Raw genomic sequence first — 25,573 nt, 5'->3', positions numbered from 1 at the left:
ACTAAAAATGGATATCTACTTGTAGTCTAAATAACAGTTGATTTGTATTAAAACCAATGTCTGTATAGCTTAAGTCTGTTTGTACTTTTAGTTTGTGTTCTGAGATGTATTTAGAAACACCTAAAGTGTATTGATTTTCTGCTCCTTTACCCATCACATCTTTATCTAAAGTGATATTTGTATATCTACCAGAAACTTCTATGGTTTTAGAAAGCATATAACCAGACTGTAAATTTAATCCGTTACCAACTTCTACTTTATCTCCTGTTAAAGTTCCATCAGAATTTTTAGCGAACGGATCTTTTGCATCTCTGTTGGCATATTCTGCCATAAATGAAAATCCATTATGCTTATACATCGCATCTAAAAAGAGTGTAGAAATGTTTGTAGCATAAAACCCAGTATCATTTAACATATAAGAACCTTGATTACTTTTTGTTTTAGAGGCATCATTGTTAAAATCATATCCAATAGCTAAAGATAACTTTGGTTTTTTTTCAAATTTTAAATCACTTCCTGCATAATCTCCTTTACTAGCAAAATCTCCAAAGGGAAATAACTCTACTTTTGTAGTATATTGATAACCACCTATATTACCCGTAGTAATATTTCTTCCTTCACCTTGGGCAATAGAAAAAATTTCTTTAACAATAAAAGTATCTGTAAGATTAAAGTGATGCCTTAGTTGAATACCGATGTCTCTGTCTATTTGAAAATTACTGTTTAACAAAGAACGATCTACCATTTGTAGATTGGCAGAAGATATTACACGTTCTCTATTACCTGGTAATTTTGTTTGCCCAAACCATAAAACAAAGTTTCCAGAGAAATTCCATTTTAAAACTGCATCTAATATATATCTAGGAGCATTGCTTGTATATTCTGATGCTCCAGATTGATCTCTATTTGATAGCCCTAATTCTACTTTGTATTTTAGTTTTGGAGAATAAGCAAAACCATCAAACTTTAAACGAGATCTTCTAATTAACATAGAAGATTCTTGATTAGAAAGACCATTGCTTACATCCCACTGTGAGGTGGCTAGAGTTTGAAACCTTAACCCAACTTTCATTGTAAAAGTACTGTCTTTACCAACTAGGTTAAAAAGACCTTTACCAAATTTAGGGGCGTTCGTTTCTTGTGCCTGCATACTTAAAGAAGTATACAAAATAATGGTAACTACTACTTTACGTAGTGTAGCGAATTGCATGATTATTAGTTTTTGTCACTGCAAAGAACCGCTAATTATGTTAAATTAATGTTAATACAGTATTAACAAAATAAAAAAACTGCCTTATAAAAAGGCAGTAGCTCATAAATTGTAGTCGACAAAAACTAATATAATTTATGTGAATCTTTATCTCTAAAGAATGGTTCAAATATCTAAGCAAAAATTAAAATTAATGTTTTCTAAAAATTAAATAAAGGTTAACTAATTCTCTCTACTTAACGTTTAGTTAATGTTTTTGTGACGCAAGCATAATTTAAAACTAACATAGTGTTTACAAATGCGGTAGACTTTTGCAGCAGTAAATTATACGAAAAAAATGAAAAAATTTTTATTTATTACTTTTTTAGCTTTTAGCCAATTACTATTAGCGCAAAGTACAGGTACATTAAAAGGTGTATTGTCTGATGGGGAAACAAACAACGAACCATTGCCGTTTGCAAATGTACTTATTAAAGGTACTGTAATTGGAACTACAACCGATTTTGATGGAAATTATACTTTAAACGTACCAGCAGGAACCCATACTGTTGTTTTTAGTTTTTTAGGATACAAAACAATTGAGAAACCAATTACTATTGTTGCTGGAGAAACTTTAACGGTAAATCAAATATTATCTGCAGAAGAGGGTGTTTCTTTAGAGGAGGTGGTAATTATGTCTGCTGCGTCTAGAGAGTCTGTTTCTGCACTGTTATTAGAACAGAAAAAAGCGACAGTAATTAAAGAGAGTATTGGAGCACAAACTTTATCTAAAATTGGAGTTTCGGATGCGGCAACAGCAACAACCAAAATTTCTGGAGTTACAAAAAGTCAAGGAACTGGAGATATTTTTATTAGAGGATTAGGGGATCGATATTTATCGACTACTATGAATGGTTTACCTGTACCTTCGGATGATGTTGAAAAGAAAAACATCAACTTAAATCTTTTTTCTACAGATGTTATTCAAAACGTAGGTATTAGTAAAACATATACAACTTCTGGTTATGCAGATCAGGCTTCTGGTAATGTAGATGTAGTAACTAAAGATTATTCTAAAAAAGGATATTCTATAGGTGTAAACGGAGGAACAAATACAAATGTATTAGATTACGATGGAGATTTTAGAACTACAATAACAAATAATGATGTAAGCTTAGGGTTTCATAAAAAGCAATATGCTTTACAGGATTTAATATCTAGACAAGGTTGGGATACAGAAACGATATCTGCGCAACCCATAAATTATAGTGGCTCTTTATCTGCAGCTCAAAAATTTGAAATTTTTGGTAAAGATTTGTCTTTTTATGTAAGTGCTACACATTCTAAATCTTATGATTATTATTCAGGAGAGTTTCAAAGTTTTAGACAAAACCGTGAGGACAACGTGTTTTCTGATGTAGAAAGTTTTACAACAAAAACAAACACATCTGGTTATGTTAATCTTAAATTGAAGTTGAATGATGCTAACAGTTTAAAGTTTAATACTTTATTTGTGAACAAGAGTTCTAATAATTTATATGAACAAGGAAGAAATGGTTTAGGTTTTGTGTATGATCAAGATCCACAAGAAGATGGAGCTTTTGTTAGAGATCAAAACTTTAAACAAACCACAATGGTTATTAATCAGTTAATAGGAAAGCATGATTTAAACGAGAATAATACTTTAACTTGGGCTGGTGGTTATAACTTTGTTTTAGCAGAAGAACCAAATAGAATTAGAAACGAAGTTAATATTTTAGATGTGGCAAGTTCATCAGAAATTCAATTTGCACACGTAGGAGATTATCAGCAAAGAAAATCTACTCAAAAAATTGAAGATGTAGAGTACAATGCTTATGTTAAAAATAACTGGAAATTTGGTAACCTTAATGAAGAAGGAGATAAGCCTTTTGCTCTTAATTATGGTGTAAATTATAGAAGGAAAGAAAGAGATTTTAAATCACAAGCAATAGGAGTTTTAGCAAGAAATTATAAAGCACCTTCTGTAGATGAATTATCTTCAACTTTTGTGCAATCTAATTTTGATAATGGTTTAAACCTTAGAATAGGAGAAGTAGATCTTTTCTCTGGAGAATTAAATGTTTTAGCTGCTTTTGCAGATTTCAATTTTACTTTAAATGAAAAGTTTTCGGGAAACTTAGGTTTGCGTTTCGAGAGAGATGAAATTAATGTTTCTTGGGATGTAGCGAACTATGTAGGTAGAATAGGTAATACTAGTAAAACTTACGAAAACTTGTTTCCAAGTCTTAATTTAAAATATGAAGTTGCAGAAAACCAATATATACGTTTTGCAACAAGTCTTACACAAACTTTACCAGAATTTAAAGAATTATCTCCTTTTGAGTATGTTTCACCAACTGGTCGTGTTTCTAAAGGTAATCCAGATTTAGAAAAATCTGATGTTGTAAATGTTGATTTAAAATGGGAGTTTTTTCCTAGTAGAGGAGAAGTTTTCTCTGTAACAGGATTTTATAAAAATATAAAGAACCCAATTAACTTGGCACAGTCAAGAGGTTCTTCTGGTAACTTTATTTTCTATAATACAGGAGAGAAAGCAACAGTAAAAGGATTAGAGTTAGAGGCTAGAACAAGTTTTATTAAAAATGAAGATGATGATACTGTTTTAGGTTTTAATGCAAACTTAACTAAAATGTGGTTTAGCCAAGATTTAGATGATGTTTTTCAATATAAAGGAAAAACAGAATCAAACTTACAAGGAGCTTCAGACCTTATTGCAAATGGTAGTTTAAGTTATAGTAGTAATAAAGAAAAAGAATTTGTTGCAACTTTAACAGGTAATTATTCTTCAGATAAAGTTTTTGCTTTGGGATCTCCAGAAGATTTTGTCAATAGCGCTACACTTTATAATGACGAAATTATAGAAAAAGGTTTTGTTTCTCTTGATTTAGTTTTAAGTAAAGAATTAACAGATAGATTAAGTGTTAAGTTGGTTGGTAGAAACTTATTAAACCCAGAGATCAAACAAACTCAGTTCGTAAGAAATGTAAATACAGAAATAGAAACTAATGAAACAGTTTCTAACTATAAACAAGGAGTTCAATTAACTTTAGGTGTAAAATATGCTTTCTAATTAAAGAATTTTTTTAAAATAATTTTAAAAAACCTAGAAGTTTACTTCTAGGTTTTTCTTTTTTAAAAACTATTTGTTATTAGCTGTTAAAACGAGGTAACAATTAGTTAACAAAGCTGTATTTATCTAACATATTATTAATATTTAGTTAAGGTTATTTAAATGGTTCAGTAGTTTCTTTGCATGAAAATAAACAATAAACAATACAAACAAAAATGAAAAGATCAATTTTTAATAACTTAAGTGTTGTAGCATTAGCATTTGCTATGACTTTTGCAAGTTGTACTAGTGACGAACCAGCATTACTTAATTCTGATGTTCAAGAAAATTTAGAAGTAGGGATTTTAAAAGGAAGATTAGATTCTGATGTTACTTTAGATGCCAGTATTACTTATAAATTAACTTCTTCTTTTATTGTACCTGAAGGATATACTTTTACAATACCAGCTGGTACTAAAATTGAAGCTTTAGAAGGTGGTACAGATGTTTATATTGCAGTTTTACAAGGTGGAACAATTAATATTAACGGTACACAATCTAGCCCAGTTGTAATTTCTACAGCTTCAGGAGAAGCTAACGGATGGGGTGGTTTAACTATTTGTGGTTACGCTACTACTAGTGCAGGTGTAAATGCAGAAGCTGAAGTAGGTGGTTTTATCTATGGTGGATCTAATGATGCAGATAGTTCTGGGGCTATTTCTTATTTACAAATAACTGGTACAGGTGCTCAAATTAACTCTGAATCTCAATATAACGGAATTTCTTTTTACTCTGTAGGTTCTGGTACTTCTGTAAGTAACGTTGCTGTGCTTAATGGTGCAGATGATGGTGTTGAGTTTTTTGGTGGTGCTGTCTCAGTGACTAATTTATACGTAGAAAACGTACAAGATGATGCTATCGACTGGACAGAAGAATGGTCTGGTAACATTTCAAATGCTTATATTTCTAATACAGAAGCTGGTTTTTCTACTGTTTTTGAAGGAGATAAAGCAAACGGAAATCCTACTTTTGATAATATTACTGCAATATCGACTGTTGGTGGTACTGCTTTACAATTTAAAGCTACTTCTGGAGGTACAATTACAGGACTTTCTTTAGTTGGTTATGATGTAGATTTAGACATGAAAGATGGTGGTGATGTTTCTAACGTTACTTTTTCACAAGGTTATACTCCAGTTGCATTAACAGAAGATCAAGCAGCAGACGGATATTTCTATGCTTTAAATACTTCTGCAATTTCAACAGTTACTGCAGCAGATTTCCCTTGGGTAGATACAGATGTTTCTTTTGAATCTAACTTATTACAAGGAGCTGTTACTGGTGATGTAACATTAGATGCTTCTATCGCTTATACATTAAGTTCTTCTTACATTGTACAAGACGGAGGTAAATTAACAATACCAGCAGGAACTAAAATTACTGCAAGAGATGGTGGAACAGGAGTTTATATCGCAGTTTTACAAGGTGGTGAAATAGACATACAAGGTACTGCAGCAAATCCAGTAGTTATGTCTTCTGCTTCAGGTGAACCTGGAGATTGGGGAGGTCTTACTTTATGTGGTAAGGCTACAACTAGTGCAGGTGCAGGTGCAGAAGCAGAAATAGGTGGTTTCATTTATGGTGGATCTGATGATGCAGATAGCTCTGGTTCTATTAAATATTTAGTAATTAAAGGTACTGGTGCTCAAATTAATTCTGAATCTCAATACAATGGAGTTTCTTTCTACGCTGTAGGATCTGGAACTACTGTAGAAAACGTTTCTGTAATTAACGGAGATGATGATGGTGTTGAGTTCTTTGGTGGTACTGTTTCTGTATCTAACTTATACTTAGAAAACAATAGTGATGATTCTATAGATTGGACAGAGTCTTGGTCTGGTTCTGTAACAAACGCTTATATTTCTCATTCTGTTGCTGGTTTTTCTACTGTTTTTGAAGGTGATAAAGCTAACGCAAATCCTACATTTACTAATATTACTGCTATCTCTACTGTTGGTGGAACAGCTTTACAGTTCAAACTTAACTCTGGTGGTACTATTAATAACTTATATTTAGAAGGTTATGATACTAACATAGATATGAAAGATGATGGTTCTTTAGCGAACGTTATAATTGAAGGTGCTGCTGCAACTACTACAGCTGCTTATAATGAAGGTACTCAGGTAGATGTTACTTCTTGGACTTGGATTAATGCAGGTTTATAATAAACTTAGGTAATTACAAATTACTTAATTATATATTTCTTAAAATCTCTTGAAGCAATGCTTCAAGAGATTTTTTTATTTCATTTGGTACAATGTAAACAAAAGCGATCTTCTAATCATTTATAAATAGTGCTTTTGGGCATATTCATATGGATGCATACAGAAGTTTAAAAGGATGTTATTAGGAGAAGTGTAGTTGTACAGGTAACAAAAAAAAACGCACCTTAGAGTGCGTTTTTTTGTTTTATAAAGTAAGAAATGTATTAGAATCTCCAACCAATATTTACACCTAATCTAGGTACTAAAGTAGGTGAGTCAGATCCAAATAAGTTTCTTCCTATACCAGCATGTACATCTATAGTTAAACCACTTTCAGTAATATACTTTGTACCAACAGCAACACCTAATGCACCATCTGTATATTTGTTATCGTAAACGCCAGGGTTATTTTCTTCATCAGACTCTTCTTTTCCAGAATTGATTCCTAAAAAAGCTTCACCAAAAAAGTTCCATTGCTCATTTGTAGAAAAGTAATTACGATAATATGGTGTAATCATGGTGTTTTCATTGTATCTAAAACTAGCATCTTGTTTAGCTAAATTAAATAAAGCCGAAATACCAAAAGAAGAACTTTCAGAGATGTAGTTTTCATAAGAAAACTCTAAACTTTTTATAACCAATGCATCACCAATGTCTAATTTAATTTCTTGTTGTGCGTAGCTTAAAGAACTAACTAAAAGTCCGAAAGCTAAAATTAATTTTTTCATGTTTTTTGTTTTTTTGTATAGATTGTTTTAATATGCTGCAAAGCTAATAAATAAGATTGATTTTAGAATCTATATCCTAAAGATATTCCTCCTCTACCTACAGCTTCTAAAGAGTCGTTATCTCCGCCTAAATTGCGGCCTACACCTAAATATATTTCTGTAGTAAATCCTTTTTTAGAAATAAATTTTCCTCCAACAGAAATACCAACAGCAAATTCAGTTTTGGTATCACCATTATTAGAGTTTATATAATTGCCATACATATCATAATAATCATAATAGTCGTAATTATTGTTTTCATAAGAGTGTAACATTCCAAAACCTTCCACAAAAAAACCTCTAGCAAATTTGTTAGAGAAGTATCTTCTATAAAAAGGAGTTAAAGAAAATTTTCTATATTCATCTAAGTCTCTATCATTGTTTAGGTTAATTAACGCCCCAACACCAAAAGAAGATTCTTCGTTAATTAAATATTAATAAGAAACATCTAACCATTCAAAAGCTAGAATTCCAAGAGCATTTAGTTTTACTTCTTGTTTTTTATCAATGTCTTGTGGGTATTGCTCTTCTTTTTCTTGAGCAATAGAAATTGTGGTAATAAATAATAAAAGTAAAAGTGTAATTTTTTTCATAATTAATTGTTTTGGTTGATATTACAAACGTATTAAAAAAACCACTAGAGATTCTAAAAAATAGCTCTTAACTGCACACTCCCGGTGTGAATGGTTTTTGTGTTTTCACTTTTTCTACCTAAATAAGATAAATTTAGATTTAAAAATGCATTTAACTTTCTATTGAATAAAAGATTCCAAGTATAATTTTTTCCGTCTTGCAATCCTTCTAACATTTGGTAGGCCACAGGTGTGTTGGTATCTCCAGTAAAATCATTTAAAAATAGATTTGCATTGGCAGAAATTTGATTCTTTTTACTGTTGATGTAGAAATATTCAATTCCGAATTTTTGTTGTTTCAATTGTTCAAAATCTGCTAGTTGATTTTCTTTCTTTTTAAAGTGATAAAAAGCAGTTAAACGATTGTTGTCATTGTATAAAAAACTAATTTTTGGTTGAAACTCATTGGCATCAATGGTATAGTTTCTACTGTTAAAATTTTCTGTTTCTAAATCATTTGTAGAGGTTTTCCCCATCAACTCTAACAACCAAAAAGCGGCAAACTTATGGGCGAAATCTACTTGATGCAATTCAATATTATTTTCTTGGTTTCCTATAAAATATTGTTGTTTATTTCTGTTTTTTCCATAGGTATATGTTGTGCTATATTTTTGAAGATTTCTGTTAAAATACAAACTGTTTCTTATGTTAAAACTGAGACCTATTAGTTTGCTTTCATCAAAATCGAAAGGATTAAAATTAAATGAATTTCCGATTCTTTGTTGTTCATTTTCTACACTTAAAAAACTCTGATTATATAATTTTGAGAGTATTTTTTTAAATCCGTTTTTAACAGTCCAAACTTTTGGACTTATAGTTATAGATTGTGTGAATTTTGCACGTTGAGTGGCAATAAATTGTAAGTTTGGTTTTGGTAAGCGCAAATATTCTGCTTGATCTTGAAATTCTGCAATTTCAAATTCATCAAAATCTTTTATACCATCGCTGTTATAATCAATCCAGGTATAATACCCCAAACCAGGTTCTGTTTTTATATAAATATATTCCTGTCTCGCAACGTTACCAGATGAGGTTTCATAAACGGTTCCTAAATTAATAAAGTTATTAAACAATTCTTGATTAAAAACAACCTTAGAGTTTAATGATTTTTCATTGTCTGTAAACTTGTTTTCAGTAAGTCTGTAATTGGCAAAAACACTTAAATCAGTTTGTTCATTTTGTATAATTTTACTGTTGATGTAAAATGTTTTTCTATTGTTGATTTCTGTAAAATTGTTCGATTTGATACTGTCGTTATTTCTATAATTAAACCCCATTTTAGCAAACACATTGGTCGAATCTCCAACTCCAAAATAAGCTTCATATTCTTTAAATTTATGACTTGTATTGATAAATTCTTGTGAGGTAAGATCTTTTCTGCTGTTGGTTTCTAAGTTGATAAACACGCCCAACCATTTTTTGTTTAAGTCGTGCTCTACTTTTGCTTTTGCAGTAAAAAATGAGTTATCTTCTGTAGTTGAGGTGTTTTTTAAAAAGCTACCATTTACATAAAATGAAGTGTTTTTTAATTTCATTTTAGACTGTAACTCATGTTTGTTCCCAGAAAAAATGTCTTTATAGGTTAAGTTGTTGTATCGATATAAGATAAAATCTGTTTTTTTATTTTGCAGGCTAAATTCAGATTGAAAATAACTTTTGGTAGCATCATTGGATAGAATGTTCCAATCTCTGTTAAACTCAACAGACTCCCAACGTTGTGCTGTTTTAAAGTTATTTTGCACAAACTCATGACTAATAGTGCTTTGTAATTGCCATTCTTTATCAATTAAAATTTGTTGCCAATTTATTTTTGTAGCCAAAGCTTTATTCTCTGCATCATCTAAAGTAGAAAACAGGTTTGCATCATTATTACTTAGTGCAACTTCTGTATCAATAATGGTTTTTTTAGAAGGATTATATGCAGATTGAACAATAAATAACTGAGATTTTGTTGGTGGAGTTAAACGAATAATCGGATTATAATTTCCTTGATTTGTACCAACAAACAAAAAGATATTTCCAATTGCAGTGGTTTCGTCTAATATATAATCTCCTAAATTGCTACCCACATTAGAAAAAGTTACAGTATATAATTCATCGGTAGCATTGTTAGAGTATTCAAAAATTTCTTCACTACCGTTTAAAACCTTTTTGTACAGAATTTTATTTTCATTAAAAGCATCTTCATACGCACTTTCTGCAACCATTAAATTGGTGTTGCTACCAGCATTTTCTAAAATTTGCCTTTGTTCTGTAGTTAAATCTTGTTGAATTGGTTGGTTTTTAGCATCATTTTCGGAATAAAAATAACCAGCAATGCTGAATTTTTCACCTTCATAAGAAGCCTCATTATAGGTTATAAACCGCGTATAATTTCTTTCTGAATATTGAAAATCAATTTGAATTCTCATATCATTGGTAATCGGGTAGGTGGTATTGAATTCTATTTCACCAAGATTATAATCTATGGTATAATCGTTTTCTTCTCCTCGTTTAATTAGAATTCCGTTGATAAAAACTTTTTCACTTCCTTCAATAATTAAAATGGCAGTTTCATTATTAGTCCCTAAAATTTTATACGGACCTTGATTGCCTTCTACACCTATTGTGTTGTAAGAACTAAATTGCCCTCGAACAACTGCACCAGATGCAGCTACTTTAAGTTGGTCGTTAATTTTGGCTTCTACCAATAAACCAGAAACTTGTTTGGTAAAAGGCAAGAAGTAACTTGTAGTATTTTCAAGTGAAATATCACCAGCTCTTACACGCCAATTATCAGTAAACATTTCAATAAAAATACGATCGAAATCGGTGATGTTTTGTGAATATCCATTTTCTTGAATGGGAATATTCGTGTCAAAAATATTGGCTCTTAAAGTTACGTCTTTAGAGAGTTTACCAGATATTTCTAAATCTAAAGCAGAGTTTGTAACCGCATTTTGGTTGTTTCCAGAGGTAATTCCTCTCGTTATAAAACCTTTGGTTTGCAAACCATCAAATAGTTTTATTTCTGACGCTTTTTTGTTGGTGGTTAAACTGTATAATTTACCAGTATTTGTGCCGTTTGGTTGGATAAATTTTTCATCAAAAGGTGTGTAGATTTTAGTGATAAAATCTGGGAGCCTAAAATATTCAACCGTAATTTCTGAATATTTTTTTGAGTTGATAATTAAAATGGCATTACTAAAATCGATTGTGTATTCAGAAAATGGAATTTCTTTTGAAAAAGCATTTAAGACTTTAAAATTCTGCGGATTTAAAGCCACAGAGTCTAATTGAATGGTGTCTTTTTCAATTAAATATTTTTGAACTCTAAAATCTTTAGATATCGTTTGAGATTGGATAGAGAATCCAATAAAAAGTAAAAAGAAGAAGAGAATTCTTTGAATCATAAAAAACTATACGATTTAAACGTAAAAATATGTTTTTTAATGTTTGAATAATAAAATTAGAAAAGAGATTGTTGTTTTACTGGGTTTTCGTGCGCCAATAGCCATTTTTTACGCCAAATTCCGCCTGCATATCCTGTTAAAGAACCATCAGAACCAATAACTCTATGACACGGAATAATTATCCAAATTGGGTTTTTACCATTTGCAGAGGCAACTGCTCTTATGGCTTTTACATCACCCAAAGCTTTGCTTTGTTCTAAATAAGTTCTTGTTTTATTAAAAGGAATATTTAATAATTCTTGCCATACTTTCTTTTGAAATTCTGTTCCTTGAGGATTTAATTTTAAGTCGAAATGATCCCTTTTACCTTCAAAATAGTCATTTAATTGAGTTACACAATCTTGCAAACATTTAGGAATATCAGAATTTGTCACTTCGAGCGCAGTAGAGAAGTCTTCATCCAAAACAGAAACAGATTGAATTCCGTTTTCATCACCCACAATTTTTGCGGTTCCCAATGGTGTTTTGTAATATGTGGTTTGTAAACTCAATTAAAGTTGTATTTTTTTCTTAGTTCTTTTACCTCTTCGTCAGAGGAATAATTCATCAGTAATAAACCTTCAACAGTTTTTATCTTTTTGTTCTTAATTTGTTCTGCAATATAATTTCTTGCTGCTGTTGTTTTCTTAAACTTATCAGTAAAAATAGCAATTAACTGTTTCGGATTTGCTTTTGTAAACTTGTTTTTTACAATTTGTGCAGATAAAAAGTCAGAAATTAAATGCGTTTCTCTTAAGCTACAAATTTGAATTTGTTTTTCTATTTTTTTATCATCCGTAGCGATCTCTACAAAATTGTTAACACCTATGCTATACATTGGTCTAATGCTAGAATGTGTGTTTTTTGCTCTCCCTTCATAATCATCAACAGATAGTTTAATAGAAATAACATCCGTAAAATTTATTTTTTCTTTATCAATAATAAATTCATCCGAAGTTATTTTTAGGTAGCCTGTATAATTTATCAAAATATCTTCTTTAGAAAACATTGTAAAAAATACAGAAGCAATAAAGGTTATAAAAGAAATAACAGCTACTGGGTAAAAAATAGTTTCTATAAAATCGAATTCTAAATATACTTTGTTGATTGAAATAATTACAAAAGCAAACATTCCAATTGTTAGTCCTAAATAAGTATACGTTTTAGGATGCTCGAAATTGAAGAATTTTTCTTCTGTTGTAATTGTATCAAATACCATTAAATTCCAAAAACATCTTTAGAATTCTGAGTGGTAATTGCGGCAATTTCATCAAAAGAAAGCCCATAAATATCTACCAATTTATCAACAACGTTGGTTAAATATGCACTTTCATTTCTTTTACCTCTGTAAGGAGTTGGTGCTAAGTATGGAGCGTCTGTTTCTAAAACAATGTGTTTTAAATCAATTTCATTTAAAAATTTATCAATCTTACCATTTTTAAAAGTAGCAACACCACCAATACCTAATTTCATATTGTAAGAAATAGCTTGTTTTGCTTGTTCTAAAGTTCCTGTAAAACAGTGAAATATTCCTCTTAAATCATCGCTTTTTTCAGATTCTAAAACTTCAAAAACTTCATCAAAAGCATTTCTACAGTGAATATTAATTGGCATTTTTTTCTCTTTTGCCCACTGAATTTGCGTTCTAAAAGCGTCTTGCTGTTGTGTTAAGAATGTTTTATCCCAATATAAGTCCATACCAATCTCTCCTATGGCATAAAACTTCTTTTTATCTAGCCATTCTTTAACGTGCGCCAACTCTTCTAAATAGTTTTCGCCTACAGAAGTAGGATGTAAGCCCATCATTAAAAAAACATCTTTTGGATAGTCTTTTTCTAATTGTAGCATAACGTCTGTGTAGGTAGAATCTATAGCAGGAATAAAAAACCGAGTAACACCAGCGTCTTTAGCTCGTTGCATCATGGCAGGTTGGTCTTCTTTAAACTGGCTAGAATATAAATGGGTGTGTGTATCTGTAATCATTTAAGGTAAAATTTCAGTTGCAAAACTACAAATTATTCTTAGTGAAAAGGGCTATTGTTTAGCGTTTTATAAAACGTACCTTTGCAGAAAAATATTAAGAATGACTTTTCAAGATTTAGGAATCTCTAATCAGTTACAATATGCTATTGATGATTTGGGTTATGTGAACCCAACACCAATACAAGAACAAGCATTTTCTGTTGTAAGATCAGGGAAAGATGTTGTGGGAATTGCGCAAACAGGTACAGGAAAAACTTTTGCGTACATGATGCCTATTTTGCAAGAATTAAAATATTCTACGCAAAAACACCCAAGAGTATTGATTTTAGTGCCAACGCGTGAGTTGGTTTTACAGGTAGTAGAACAGATAGGACAATTATCTAAATATATTAATACACGTGTTTTAGGTGTGTATGGTGGTGCAAACATCAATACCCAAAAACAAGCTATTTTACAAGGTCAAGATATTATTGTAGCAACTCCTGGTCGTTTGTATGATTTGGCATTGAGTAATGCCTTAAAGTTAAAATCAATTCAGAAATTGGTTATTGATGAAGTTGATGTAATGTTAGACTTAGGTTTCCGTTTTCAGTTGATGAACATTTTTGATGTGATACCAGAAAGAAGACAAAACGTATTGTTTTCTGCAACAATGACAGAAGATGTAGATGACTTAATTTACGATTTCTTTAAAAATCCAGAAAAAATATCTGTGGCCGTAAGTGGAACGCCGTTAGATAATATTGAACAAGCTTCTTATAACGTTCCTAACTTTTTTACCAAAGTTAATTTGTTACATGAGCTTTTAGCAGACAAAGAAACCTATAATAAAGTATTAATTTTTGTTGGTTTTAAAAGAACTGCAGATTTGTTATTTAAACATTTGCAAGAAGAGTTTAATGATGAAATGTGTGTGATTCACTCTAATAAAACTCAGAATTATAGAATTCGTTCTATAAAACAGTTTGATGAAGGTAAAAACAGAATTTTATTAGCTACGGATGTTATGGCGCGTGGTTTAGATTTTGATAATGTTTCTCATGTTATTAATTTTGACACGCCAGAGTTTCCAGAAAACTATATGCACAGAATTGGTAGAACGGGTCGTGCAGAACGAGCGGGAAAAACGTTACTTTTTTCTACACCAAAAGAGCAAGAAACAAAAGCAAGCATAGAGGCTTTAATGGATTATGAGATTCCGGTTTTAGATTTACCAGAAGAAGTTGAAATTTCTAAGTTATTAACAGAAGATGAACGTCCGAAAGAAGATCAAGGGATTTCTAAAAATAGAACTTCTTTAGAATATGTTCCTGGAGCTGCATTTCATGAAAAGAGTGAAAAAAACAGTAAAACCAATCAAGGTGGTTCTTATAGGCGAGAAATTGCTGCAAAATATAAGAAACCAAAAACTAGAGGAGATAAAAATTACAACAAACATAACAAGAAAAAGAAAAAATAATGCAAATTTTAACAGCACAAGAATTGCATAATTTGGCAATGAACATTGTTGGTAAGAAGCTTACAAAAATGGGGTATGAGTTTCAGGCTATAAACAGTCAGTTAAAAAGGCATCCCCAGTTTGTGTTATTTAAAAAAGGAGAACCTACTATTTTTGTATTGGTAAAAGCATCCAATAATATTCAAAATCCGAATGAGTATGATACCATTTGGATGGAGACTTTTAAAAATCACGCCAAAAAACAGAACGCCAAAGTTTGGTTTGCTGGCGTAGGAATTGCCAACGCAGAAAGTGTTGAAAGTCCTGTTTTTAAAGACCAACCATACTATGAAGCTTTTGATGATTTTATCAAGATCTTGTAGTAGGGGTGGTTTGAGGTTGTCAGCTGCAGTTTTATCTGTTATTAGAAAAATTAATTGCAATTAGTGAATTGACCAAATATAACGACTACGCTAGATGTGTTAAATTAACTTTTGGGTATTATTTTTTCGTATCTTTGTGTATTAAAAACATCATGTTATTATGAATTTAACCGTACAAGAATGTGTTGATAATGTAGTTCGTGCTAACGATAACATTAAGATACCTACTAGTTCAGAGGAGATTAACACTTTCTTAGACAAGGTTAGTTTCTTGAGTGATTCTGTTGTGGAAATAAATAAGAGTATCCAAAATCTAACGGAATCATTAGAAAAGTTAACTTGGGTAGGTGAAATAAAAGAAAACGATTTTTTAATTATTAATATCGTTATTAAACTTAGTAGTGCTAGTTTAAAAACTCTAAAAATGAACTACTATATGTTGCAAGAAACTTTTGGAGATAAGATTCCAAATGTAATTCAAGAAAACCTAGGTGTTGTCGAAGATTTAGAAGAAACTATTAATGATGTTTCATATTCGTTTTTTAAGCATAAAGATACTGATGAAATGAAAAATCTTTACAAGGAACTTAATGACCTGGTTTAATGGATGTTTTTTGTACTCAAGATTTTAAAGTAGAATTACAATCTTTATTAAAAGATAAAAAATATAAAAGTTACGAAAAACTTATAATTAAATTTTTTCTTGAGAATAACCCGTTGTCTGCAACAATAATTAATGGTGTTAATCCTCCAATTCCATTATTGAAAAAAAGGATAGGTGGTAAGAAAGCTCTTAGAGTTTATTATTATTTATTCGAAATAAAAGGTAAAATATATTTAAGCCATGTTCACCCAAAAATAGGATCACAGGGTAAGTCTAATATCTCTAATACACATCAACAAGAACTTATGGCTACACTTGTAAGATCGATAAAATCTAAAGATGTTTTTAAGATTGAATGCGTTAATGATAAGATAGTTTTTACGTAAACAATCTATATTTAGTATTATAGATTCTAAATTAGATTTGTTACATTAAATTATTGAGAGTAATATATAACTTTTTAAATCAGATCTAATTTATTGATATCTAGTTGTTTTTAAAACCAGCTACATTTACTTATCAAAATCTTCAGTATTTATTTTTTTGGATTTGTACAACAGTTAAATTGTATGTTTCTACTCTAATATTATCGTTTTATTTTTTGGGTATTTAACTAAGTACCTTAAAATAAAATTCTTAGTTTCATTTGGTGCAATTGTAAATTCCCATTTTATTTCACCTGATTGATTGTTTCTTTTTGCTCCTGAAATTTCTGAAACTTCAATTTTTATATCTTCATTGGTAGAAACCGGAATCTGATCATATATCACCATACTAATTTGTTGTGATTTATTATTTTTTACATCAATATTCCATCCTCTAGACTCTTCTTTTTTACTTCCAATAAAGTTCTTAGAGATAAACTCATTTACTTTTTCTCTTTTTACACTTACATTTTTATCTCTACCAAGAGATATTTGCAAAGTATCGGTAGCATACCTAACATCTAACAACGTTTTACCAATATAGGTACCTTCAAAAAAGATGTTTGCTTCACCTTCTAGTAAATTGTACTGCTCCCAATTAGAAATGTTAGCAATTAAGAATGCATCTTTATCAATTTTAGGTACAGAGTAATACTGATAGAATGCGGGTAAATTATAGGTGTCAATATCTACAGAATAACTTTTGTTATCTGATTTTATAGTATAAGGTGTTTTTATTTCAAAATCTACTGTAGTTTGGTTTTCTGTTTGAACTGTTGGAATAGGTATACTATTTGCGCCTCGAATATTAATTCCACTTACCGTGCCTTGAAGAGCTTCTGTTACAGATTTTCTTTTACGAGTAGTTCCGTATCCAATTACAACTACTTCATCTAGTGAGGTTGAATCTTCTTCAAGCATAATATTTAGTACTTCACTTTGAATTGGTTTGGTCTGACTGATATATCCTAAATAAGAAAACACCAAAGAGCTTTCATTATTAGGAATTGTTATTGAGTATTTGCCATCAAAATCTGTAGAAGTTCCTATTGTGGTTCCTTTTATTAACACCGTAGCGCCTGGTAGCGGATTATTATCTTGATCTAATACAAGTCCACTAACTTCATTACTAGCTCTATTATAAACTGGTGGACGCGTGTTGTAATTTAAAAAATAGGTTTTAAGTTCTGGTGCAACACCTGATACATTTGGGTTTGCAGATGATAAGTTTAATTTTACATTGTCCCAACTTACCTTGGTATCTTGCTTAATGCTTGCCTTGTAAATTAGTTCTACTGGCTCGTTAACATTTTTTGCTCTTATATCATAAGTAGGAAACCAACCTGCATTCTCAACAACATACGATAATTCAAAATTTGCTGTAGCGTTATTTTTAGCTGCTACTTTTACTAAAATTTCTCCATTGGGAAATTCCTTTTTTCCTGATATTGTATTTATTTGATTGGTTAAATCTCTACTTTCTGTATTTAGATTTTTTAATGTATTGTTTCTTTCAATTTCTTTAATTTTAAGTTCTTTTAGTTTAGCACCAAAAAACAGGGATGCATCTTTTAAATTAGCAACACTTACCTCTTGATTTTTACCTCCTATATTTCTGTTTTCTTTAAGAAAAGCTAACTCTTCTGATAAGATTTGCAGATAAGTGCGTTCTAATATTATTTTATCGTCAACTTCTTTAAGTTTGGTTTCTAAATCAACTAATTCCTTTTGTTTATCTAGTTTTTCTATAAAGTTTTGTTGATGATTAACGCCTAAAACAGTGATGTTTCCTTCAGCTTTTACTTGAATACTTTTAGCGTCTATGAAAGGAGATAAATTATTGAATTTTAAAATAGTTTTACCTTGCTTTATTTCAACCGTCTTTTTTCTTGTAATTTGAGCTCCCTCTAGAAATACCGTGACCTCGTTAACATGCGTTGATATTTTTTTTTCAATTATTTCTTGAGAGTAAGTATTGCAAAAAATGAAACAAAGAGCAATTAGTAGTGGAAGTTTATTTATAGCCATTTTATTGTTTAAATAAGAAGTTAAACGAAGTTACCGTATTTTTATAACAAATTCAAATTTGATTTTACATAAAAAACCACCTCATTAGAGGTGGTTTTTTGCTGTTTAAAGATTTGTAATACGTTTCCTATAATTAGAAGTCTAATTATGGGTTTGTAGACCATAAAGAAGCCCCTTTAAGCATGGCTCTTCTTGGTAATTTTAATCCAGCAACAATTAACTCAGCAAAATCTTCTGGTTGTAAAACAGAATCTTCAGAATCTTTGTTTGCAATACCTAATTCTACAGACATATCAGATGCAATAGTACTTGGTGTTAACGTACAAACTCTAATGTTGTTTTTACGTACTTCTTTCATTAAAGATTCCGACATACCGATAACAGCAAATTTAGAAGCAGAATATGCAGATGTTGTTGCATTTCCGTTTAATCCTGCAGTAGATGCAACATTAAAAATATCACCTTCATTTTTATCAATTAAATAAGGTAAAACTTCTTTTGTTACATGATACATACCCATAACATTGGTTTGTATAATTTGAGTCCATTTGCTAACTTCCATATCGTTTAAAGTACCAAAAGCAGCAATTCCTGCATTGTTTACCAAAATATCAACAGAACCTAAAGAGTCTACAATGTTCTTGATTCCTGTTTTAACTTCTTCGTAAACACCAACATCAAAAATTTCGTAAATCGCTTTAATGCCAAATGCTTCTAATTCTGCAACTGTTTCTTTTAAAACGGCTTCAGTTCTACCAGTTATGGCAACATCAATTCCTTCTTTTGCAAAGGCTATTGCGGTTGCTTTTCCTAAACCTCTTCCGCCACCTGTAATAATTGCTTTTTTGTTTTTTAAATTTTCCATTTTTTAATTTTTAAAGTATGACTATTTTTCTAAACAAAAAACCATCTGAATTTCAGATGGTTTTTAAATTTTTATTCAATAAAGATTATTTATTAGCATCTTGCTCTAACAAATCAAAGAATTGATCTAATTTAGGCATAATGATAATTTTTGTTCTTCTGTTTATTGCTTTATTAGCAGCAGTATTATTGTCTACTAAAGGAACATATTGGCTTCTACCAGCTGCAATTAATCTTCCTGGTTTTACTCCAAATTTATATTGTAAAATTCTTGTTATAGAAGTTGCTCTTAAAGCGGATAAATCCCAGTTGTCTTGAATAACAGTTCTCTTTATTGGTGTAGAATCTGTATGACCTTCAATCATAACTTCCATTTCTGGTTGGTCTTTAATTACTTTAGATATTTTTTCTAAAACAGTGTATGCTTTGTCTGTTACGTTATAGCTACCACTTTTAAATAATAACTTGTCTGAAATAGAAATAAATACTACTGTTTTTTCTACATTAACCTGTATGTCTTCATCTTGAATCCCGTCAGTTAAGTTTTTAGTTAAGTGGTATTTAATTGCAAGGTTTAATGAATCTTTTTGAGTCATTGCAGCTCTAATACCGTTTATAAATTTATCTTTTTCACTTAACTGTGTAATAACGCTTTTAATATTATCTGAAGAAGATTGTGTTAAAACAGTTAAATTTTCAACTTGTTTTAAAGCACCTTTTTTATCTTCTTTTAAAGAGTTAATTTGTTCTGTAAGTGTAGCAACATCTTTTTCGCTTTCAATTAAACACTTTTGCAAAGTTGCCTTTACATCTACTAATTCTGTTGTCGTTTGATCATGTTCGTCTTGTAAAGAAACAAACTTCTTTTTAGAAACACAAGAACTAACTATGATTGCAGTCAATAATAAGATTGATATTTTTTTCATTGGAAATGATATTTAATTAAGTTAACAAATTTATGAAATTGTAACTACAAAAAGTGCTATAAATGATATTTTATGAAAACTTTATGTTCTATGTTTGTAAAAGATTTTAAATTTTATGATTCTTAAAAATAAAGTAATAGTTATAGCGGTTTTATTGGCTTTTATTTCTTGTTCTAAAGTAGAAAAAGCAAAGGATTTTACCTTAGAAGGACGTGTTTTTGGTACCACTTATAAGATTGTCTATTTAGAGGGGGCAGAGAACTATCAAACCGGACTTGACAGTCTGTTTTTTTTAATGAATAAATCATTATCAACCTATATTCCTAGTTCAGATATTTCTAGAATTAATAGAGGAGATTCTACGGTTGTTGTAGATGATTTGTTTTTAGAAGTTTTTAAGAAATCAAAAAGAATTTATACAGAAACCAATGGTTTTTTCGACCCAACTGTGGGAAATTTAGTAAACGCTTGGGGTTTTGGTCCTAAGAATGAAAGAATCAATTTAACAGACGAGCAAGTAACCCAACAAATGCAGTATGTTGGTTTAGATAAAGTAATTATTGCTGATGGTAAAATTAAAAAACAAGATGCTCAAATTTATTTAGATTTTAATTCTATTGCAAAAGGGTTTGGAATTGATGTGGTAGCCCGTTTTTTAGATAGTAAAAATATAGCGAATTACTTAATTGAGATTGGTGGAGAAATTCGTACGAAAGGTGTAAAAAAAGGAAACCATCCTTGGGTTATAAAATTAGTAAATCCTATAAAAAAGGATAATGCAAAAGGGTATAGAAAAATAGACTTGTCTAATAAATCCATGGCTACTTCTGGTAATTATAGAAAGTTTAGAGTTACAGAAGACGGGCAGAAGTATGTACATACCGTAAACCCTAAAACAGGATATGCAATAGAAAGTAATTTGTTAAGTGCTTCTGTAATAGCTGGTTTAGATTGTGCCGATACAGATGCGTATGCAACAGCTTTTATGGCTATGGGATTAGATAAAGCGAAAGAGTTTTTAGCTGCTCATAAAAATATTGATGCTATTCTATTATTCATTAATGAAAACGGAAATTTAGAAGAATATAAGACAAATGCCTATAACTAGTTCACCTTTTACGCTGTGTTTTTATTATATTGCATTGTAGATATATAACTCAGAATAATTGGTATTCCTATGATAAAATTGCTTCTAACATTTTTTTGCTTCATCTCTTTTACACTCACAAATGCTCAGTCTAATGCAGATATTGCTAATGTGTATTTAAAGAGAGCAAAAGAAGCGGCAGAAACCAATGCTAATTACAAAGAAGCATTAGATCAATTTGAAAAAGGATTAAAGTTTGTCGATTCAATTTCAGACAAAAACATAGTAACTTTAGCTTCCTTAATTTATTATGAAAACTATCAACTCCAAACTGATGATAAAGAGAAAATAGAATTTCTAAAAAAATCAGAAACTTATAGCAGAAAATACTTTGTTTTAGAACAAGATAATACTACCGAAGAATATATCAAAAACTTAGAGAATCTTATTTTAATTCAGGAAACTATAGAAGAGTTAGAAACGAAGTTAAAGAAAGAGGAAGAAGATCGCATCAGAAAAGAAAAAGAATATAAAAAAATAGATTCACTAAAAAGTCTATGGAGTAAAAAGTCTGAATCCTTATCAATAAGAGTAGATAGTATTTATGGTTTTAATACCAATAAATTAGCACTTTATAAAAAGGATGGTAATTTTGGAGTTATAGACGATAGAGGTAGAATTATAGTAGAAGCGACCGATTATAAAGATGCAATATCTTCTGAAGGTTTTATTTTATTGAAAAATAAAAAAGAGCAACCCAATAAAATTTATTGTTTTAATACAAATAACAAAAAGGGATTTGTTTTACCAAGTGTTAACAAGTTTAATTCTTTAGCTACACATTATGGTCAGCTAATGTTACCAAGAGGAAACGGACGATTGGTTATGTATCCAGATAATTCTTTTGAGCCAATGGTTTACGACTTAAATGTTAAAAAACGAATTAAAATTACCAATAAATTAGAGTTATTAAAATCCTTAAAAAAGGAAGATGTAATTGATAGATATAACAAAGATGGTGAGGTTAAAATAAATAAAGAATGGTATCAATTTGGAGGTCATTTAGGAGGAGGAATATATTCATTGTATTTTGAGAATAGTTACAAAGTACATTCTTTTTTAAGTGCTACGACTAAAAAAATAATAAGTGCAGATGCTGGATTTGAGTATATAGGAGCTTATTATAAGGATAACTTTCAGGCAATTAATAAAGGGAAGGTTATTTGGATAAATCAAGAAGGAGCAGAAGTAAGTGTTGCTAAAGATGCCTATAAAAAATATTTAGGTGTCTCTAAAGTGGTTAAATTAGCGATGGGTAAATACCAAATTACAAGAAATAATGTAATTGTACTTGGTGATCAGGAATTAGAAAAATTAAGTGAGTTTTTAATAAAATATAAAAAGAACTAATCTTTATAACATACAGGAAGAATTTCGTCCTTCATTAAACAAAATCGTTCTAGTTTTTCTGGAGCGATTTTTTGTGTGTAATCAATTTCATCAACCTTAAAACCGATAGAACGTAATTTATCAAAATAATCTCTACCGTAAACTCGTACGTGATCATATTGCCCAAAGATCTTAGCACGTTCTTTTTGGTCTGTGATAGTATTATCTTCAAAAGTTTTTTCTCTTGATAATTCTTGCGGAATTTGAAAAATACCAAATCCGCCTTTTTTCATTACTCTAAACAGCTCTTGCATTGCTTTTGTGTCGTCTGTAATGTGTTCTAATACGTGGTTACAGAAAATAACATCAAAAGAGTTGTCATCAAAAGGCAAGTCGCAAATATCTGCTTTAACATCTGCAATAGGAGATTCTAAATCTGATGTTGTGTATGCTAAGTTTTTCTGTTTTCTAAAAATATCTAAAAAACATTGTTCCGGAGCAATATGTAAAGTCTTTAGTTTTTTTGTTGATGTAAAAAAAGAAGTTTCATCTTTAAGAAATAACCACATTAAACGATGTCTCTCTAAAGATAGGGTAGAAGGAGAAAGTGCATTTTCTCGCTGTTTACCATATCCGTATGGTAAAAATTTACGAAAACTTTTACCATCTATTGGATCTGTAAATTTATCGCCTTTTAAAGAAAAAGCAATGATTGGCCTTACTAGGTAACTAGCTTTTATTAACCAAGGTCTTGGGATGGTGTTAAGAATGGATTTAAAAATAGACACGAATTACACGGATTACACAAAATGAGAATTATAAAATTACTCTTTTATAGGTTAAACTATCTTCACCAAAATTAACTAATAAGCCAAGTTTTATTTTTGATGCAGCTAAATAATTTAGGGTTTGTTTTATATGGCTGTTTGTTAAACATTCAATAGCTTTAATTTCAAGTATTATTTTATTATCAATAACAAAATCAGCAAAATAATAATGAGACAGTTTTTCTCCTTTATATAATATTTGAAATTTCACTTCCCTTTGATATAAAATTCCTCGTCTTTTAAATTCAATTTCTAAAGCATCACCATAAATAATTTCACTAAAACCTTTCCCCAATTCTTTATGAACTTCCATACAAGAACCAATAATATTATATGATTCTTGTTTATGTAGTAGTTCTGATTTCAATTATTATTGGTGAAATTAAAGTTTATTTTTTAGTGACAATTAGTGAAATTAGTGTCTTTTTTACTGTCTAAATTCATCCTCTTCATCGGTAACAATACCCAATGCGTCATGTACATATTTAAACGTAGAAAGTAATTCTGGTTTACCGTTTACAATAGCTATATCGTGTTCAAAATGAGCAGAAGGCTTGTTATCTAAAGTAGTAATTGTCCAACCATCTGCGTGTTGTCTAATTTTGTGAGTTCCTAAATTTGTCATTGGTTCTATGGCAACCACCATTCCTTCTACAAATTTCTTTCCTCTTCCTCTTTTACCGTAGTTTGGCATTTCTGGGTCTTCGTGCATTTCTCTACCCAAACCATGACCTACCAATTCTCTTACAACTCCGTAACCATGGTCTTCTGTAAATTTCTGAATTGCATAGCCTACATCACCAACTCTATTACCTGCTTTAAATTCACGAATACCAACATATAAACTAGCTCTTGTTACATCTAATAGTTTTTTTGTTTCTTCTGCAATTTCGCCAACTGCAAATGTATAGGCATGATCTCCGTGAAAACCATTTTTATATGCCCCACAGTCTATAGAAATAATATCGCCTTCTACTAGTGGGTTTTTATTTGGAATACCATGTACAACTTGGTTATTAGGACTCATGCAAAGTGAGTTTGGAAAATCATATAAACCTAAGAAACCAGGTACAGCGCCTTCAGATCTAATAAAATCTTCGGCAAGTTTATCTAAATACAAAGTAGAAACACCAGGTTTTACTTCTTTTGCAAGCATACCTAATGTTTTAGAAACGATTAGGGCGCTCTCTCTCATCAATTCTATTTCTTCTCTTGTTTTTATCTTAATCATGTTAAAAAAATTGAATGGCAAAGTTACTATAATTTAGGTAGAATAAATAACGGTTTGTCTATTTGAAAAAAGAGAAAAAGCCTTTTTTCTTTTTTTTAGGTGGCTCGTAGTTAAAAATGGCTTTGTGTATTTCTGTCCAACCTAAAAAGCCTCCAACATTTCTGTCGTCTATAAATAAATCTGCATGTATTTTACGACTGTGTTTTTCATCGTATTCCTCTTCTGGGAAATTCTTGTTTACGGCATAAAATTCAACATTATTTTCTTTGCAGAAAGCAACTGCTTCATCTAATCTTTTTCCGTGTCTGTAGGTCCAAAGAATTAATCGATGACCTTGAGATTGTAATCTTTTTAAGGTATCAAAAGCAAAAATTATTTCTTCACCAATTTTAGGATACGCATCTTCTACAATGGTACCATCAAAATCTACAGCAATAATTAGTGGGTTTGTTGGTATCATTAATTGTCGTAAGAATGTTTATATTCCTTTCCAGAAACAATTTTTAGTATGTCTTTCTCTAAAGATTCTCGCGCATACTCTACATATCTACCAATTTCTTTTCCATCTCTATAAAAGATAAAAGTTGGTACTCTTTTTATATTGAAACCTTCTTGTAAATTATCTGGAGTTTTTTTACTGATGTTAACAGTAATAAGCTCTAAATTATTTAGATTAAAATCTGTTTGTTCTAAAATTTTGTAAAAATGTGGAGTTTCTCTTTTGCTATCTCCACACCAAGTACCCATAAAACCTTTAATTTCAATTCCCTTTAATTCTTTTTTAAGAGAAGTAATTGTTAATGAGTCTGGTGTATAGGTGTCATACTTTTTATTGAACCAGGTACTATAAGGGATTTGTTGAAATGACTCCTTGTTAGCCACTCCAATTAAATCCCTATTTTTGTTTTTATATGCAGATATTTTTTCTGTTTCAGTTACTTTTTGTTGGACGTTGCAAGCTGCAAAAGCCATTATACAAGCCAATAAAAAGACTTTTTTCATATTTTGTTTTAT

General features: G+C 30.3%; 24 protein-coding genes. 8 read left to right on the top strand and 16 right to left on the bottom strand.

The features are described from left to right. Position 1 precedes the first annotated feature (1 nt). Positions 2-1,210: a porin gene (locus WG945_RS08415; protein ID WP_068446967.1), complete on the bottom strand. Its 1,209-nt coding sequence runs from the start codon at positions 1,208-1,210 to the stop codon at positions 2-4. A gap of 337 nt (positions 1,211-1,547) precedes the next feature. On the opposite strand from WG945_RS08415, the gene WG945_RS08410 reads away from it, so the two are divergent. Together WG945_RS08410 and WG945_RS08405 are read left to right on the top strand one after the other, a co-directional pair. Next, a complete protein-coding gene (locus tag WG945_RS08410; protein ID WP_068446965.1) occupies positions 1,548-4,301 on the top strand; it encodes a TonB-dependent receptor in 2,754 nt (917 codons plus the stop codon). Between the two features lie 215 nt (positions 4,302-4,516). Next, positions 4,517-6,505 carry a hypothetical protein gene (locus tag WG945_RS08405; protein WP_068446963.1) on the top strand — a complete coding sequence of 663 codons (1,989 nt, stop codon included), beginning with the start codon at positions 4,517-4,519 and terminating at the stop codon, positions 6,503-6,505. 263 nt (positions 6,506-6,768) lie between these two features. Here WG945_RS08405 and WG945_RS08400 read toward each other — a convergent pair whose 3' ends face one another. The 7 genes from WG945_RS08400 to WG945_RS08370 all read right to left on the bottom strand — a co-directional run bounded on the left by WG945_RS08400 (position 6,769) and on the right by WG945_RS08370 (position 13,357). Then, positions 6,769-7,272: a DUF3575 domain-containing protein gene (locus tag WG945_RS08400; RefSeq protein WP_068446962.1), complete on the bottom strand. Its 504-nt coding sequence runs from the start codon at positions 7,270-7,272 to the stop codon at positions 6,769-6,771. A gap of 62 nt (positions 7,273-7,334) precedes the next feature. Beyond that, positions 7,335-7,601, bottom strand: coding sequence for a hypothetical protein (locus WG945_RS08395; protein WP_340867166.1), 267 nt, complete (start codon positions 7,599-7,601; stop codon positions 7,335-7,337). A 144-nt stretch (positions 7,602-7,745) separates the two neighbouring features. Then, complete coding sequence (locus WG945_RS08390; protein WP_231874452.1) at positions 7,746-7,904, bottom strand: hypothetical protein; 159 nt, start codon at positions 7,902-7,904, stop codon at positions 7,746-7,748. A gap of 53 nt (positions 7,905-7,957) precedes the next feature. Further along, positions 7,958-11,335: a hypothetical protein gene (locus tag WG945_RS08385; RefSeq protein WP_068446960.1), complete on the bottom strand. Its 3,378-nt coding sequence runs from the start codon at positions 11,333-11,335 to the stop codon at positions 7,958-7,960. Between the two features lie 56 nt (positions 11,336-11,391). Further along, positions 11,392-11,886 carry a methylated-DNA--[protein]-cysteine S-methyltransferase gene (locus WG945_RS08380; RefSeq protein ID WP_068446958.1) on the bottom strand — a complete coding sequence of 165 codons (495 nt, stop codon included), beginning with the start codon at positions 11,884-11,886 and terminating at the stop codon, positions 11,392-11,394. Beyond that, positions 11,883-12,593 carry a hypothetical protein gene (locus WG945_RS08375; RefSeq protein WP_068446956.1) on the bottom strand — a complete coding sequence of 237 codons (711 nt, stop codon included), beginning with the start codon at positions 12,591-12,593 and terminating at the stop codon, positions 11,883-11,885. The genes WG945_RS08380 and WG945_RS08375 overlap by 4 nt, the downstream gene beginning before the upstream one ends. Further along, on the bottom strand, positions 12,593-13,357 hold the full coding sequence (locus WG945_RS08370) for a TatD family hydrolase (RefSeq protein ID WP_068446954.1): 765 nt from the start codon (positions 13,355-13,357) through the stop codon (positions 12,593-12,595). Before WG945_RS08370 ends, WG945_RS08375 begins: the two co-directional genes overlap by 1 nt. Positions 13,358-13,457: 100 nt before the next feature. Here WG945_RS08370 and WG945_RS08365 point away from each other — a divergent pair, with 100 nt between their 5' ends. The 4 genes from WG945_RS08365 (at position 13,458) to WG945_RS08350 (ending at position 16,168) form a co-directional block, all read left to right on the top strand. Next, on the top strand, positions 13,458-14,816 hold the full coding sequence (locus tag WG945_RS08365; RefSeq protein ID WP_068446952.1) for a DEAD/DEAH box helicase: 1,359 nt from the start codon (positions 13,458-13,460) through the stop codon (positions 14,814-14,816). Further along, a complete protein-coding gene (locus WG945_RS08360; RefSeq protein ID WP_068446949.1) occupies positions 14,816-15,178 on the top strand; it encodes a Na(+)-translocating NADH-quinone reductase subunit F in 363 nt (120 codons plus the stop codon). Before WG945_RS08365 ends, WG945_RS08360 begins: the two co-directional genes overlap by 1 nt. A 160-nt stretch (positions 15,179-15,338) precedes the next feature. Beyond that, entirely contained in the window at positions 15,339-15,782 is a 444-nt protein-coding gene (locus WG945_RS08355) for a hypothetical protein (protein ID WP_068446947.1), read from the top strand. Continuing rightward, on the top strand, positions 15,782-16,168 hold the full coding sequence (locus tag WG945_RS08350) for a hypothetical protein (RefSeq protein ID WP_068446945.1): 387 nt from the start codon (positions 15,782-15,784) through the stop codon (positions 16,166-16,168). The genes WG945_RS08355 and WG945_RS08350 overlap by 1 nt, the downstream gene beginning before the upstream one ends. A 189-nt stretch (positions 16,169-16,357) precedes the next feature. Here WG945_RS08350 and WG945_RS08345 read toward each other — a convergent pair whose 3' ends face one another. The 3 genes from WG945_RS08345 to WG945_RS08335 form a co-directional block, all read right to left on the bottom strand. Further along, the gene (locus WG945_RS08345; protein WP_082864123.1) at positions 16,358-18,235 is read right to left on the bottom strand and encodes a mucoidy inhibitor MuiA family protein; all 1,878 of its coding nucleotides are present in this window, start codon (positions 18,233-18,235) and stop codon (positions 16,358-16,360) included. 145 nt (positions 18,236-18,380) lie between these two features. Continuing rightward, positions 18,381-19,100: a 3-ketoacyl-ACP reductase gene (locus WG945_RS08340; protein WP_068446940.1), complete on the bottom strand. Its 720-nt coding sequence runs from the start codon at positions 19,098-19,100 to the stop codon at positions 18,381-18,383. An 85-nt stretch (positions 19,101-19,185) separates the two neighbouring features. Then, a complete protein-coding gene (locus WG945_RS08335) occupies positions 19,186-20,025 on the bottom strand; it encodes an OmpA/MotB family protein (RefSeq protein ID WP_068446939.1) in 840 nt (279 codons plus the stop codon). A gap of 115 nt (positions 20,026-20,140) precedes the next feature. Here WG945_RS08335 and WG945_RS08330 point away from each other — a divergent pair, with 115 nt between their 5' ends. Beyond that, positions 20,141-21,133 carry an FAD:protein FMN transferase gene (locus tag WG945_RS08330; RefSeq protein ID WP_068446937.1) on the top strand — a complete coding sequence of 331 codons (993 nt, stop codon included), beginning with the start codon at positions 20,141-20,143 and terminating at the stop codon, positions 21,131-21,133. Positions 21,134-21,202: 69 nt separating this feature from the next. Next, positions 21,203-22,522 (top strand): hypothetical protein, encoded by a 1,320-nt coding sequence (locus tag WG945_RS08325; protein ID WP_068446935.1) that lies wholly within the window; start codon positions 21,203-21,205, stop codon positions 22,520-22,522. On the opposite strand, the gene WG945_RS08320 is transcribed toward WG945_RS08325, so the two are convergent. Genes WG945_RS08320 through WG945_RS08300 form a run of 5 tightly spaced genes read right to left on the bottom strand, consistent with a single transcriptional unit; the run spans position 22,519 to position 25,561 of the window. After that, on the bottom strand, positions 22,519-23,289 hold the full coding sequence (locus WG945_RS08320; RefSeq protein WP_068446933.1) for a class I SAM-dependent methyltransferase: 771 nt from the start codon (positions 23,287-23,289) through the stop codon (positions 22,519-22,521). The genes WG945_RS08325 and WG945_RS08320 overlap by 4 nt on opposite strands. A gap of 28 nt (positions 23,290-23,317) precedes the next feature. Then, positions 23,318-23,695, bottom strand: coding sequence for a GxxExxY protein (locus tag WG945_RS08315; protein ID WP_262501899.1), 378 nt, complete (start codon positions 23,693-23,695; stop codon positions 23,318-23,320). Positions 23,696-23,755: 60 nt separating this feature from the next. Then, positions 23,756-24,559 carry a type I methionyl aminopeptidase gene (map, locus tag WG945_RS08310; protein ID WP_068446930.1) on the bottom strand — a complete coding sequence of 268 codons (804 nt, stop codon included), beginning with the start codon at positions 24,557-24,559 and terminating at the stop codon, positions 23,756-23,758. 58 nt (positions 24,560-24,617) lie between these two features. After that, positions 24,618-25,019 (bottom strand): BT0820 family HAD-type phosphatase, encoded by a 402-nt coding sequence (locus WG945_RS08305; RefSeq protein ID WP_068446928.1) that lies wholly within the window; start codon positions 25,017-25,019, stop codon positions 24,618-24,620. After that, complete coding sequence (locus WG945_RS08300; protein WP_068446926.1) at positions 25,019-25,561, bottom strand: thioredoxin family protein; 543 nt, start codon at positions 25,559-25,561, stop codon at positions 25,019-25,021. The genes WG945_RS08305 and WG945_RS08300 overlap by 1 nt, the downstream gene beginning before the upstream one ends. Between the last annotated feature and the right edge of the window lie 12 nt (positions 25,562-25,573).

It is taken from the genome of Polaribacter atrinae, assembly GCF_038023995.1.
GTDB lineage: Bacteria > Bacteroidota > Bacteroidia > Flavobacteriales > Flavobacteriaceae > Polaribacter > Polaribacter atrinae.
Note: the sequence above shows the minus strand (reverse complement) of the source record. Positions and strands in the feature narration are given on the sequence as shown.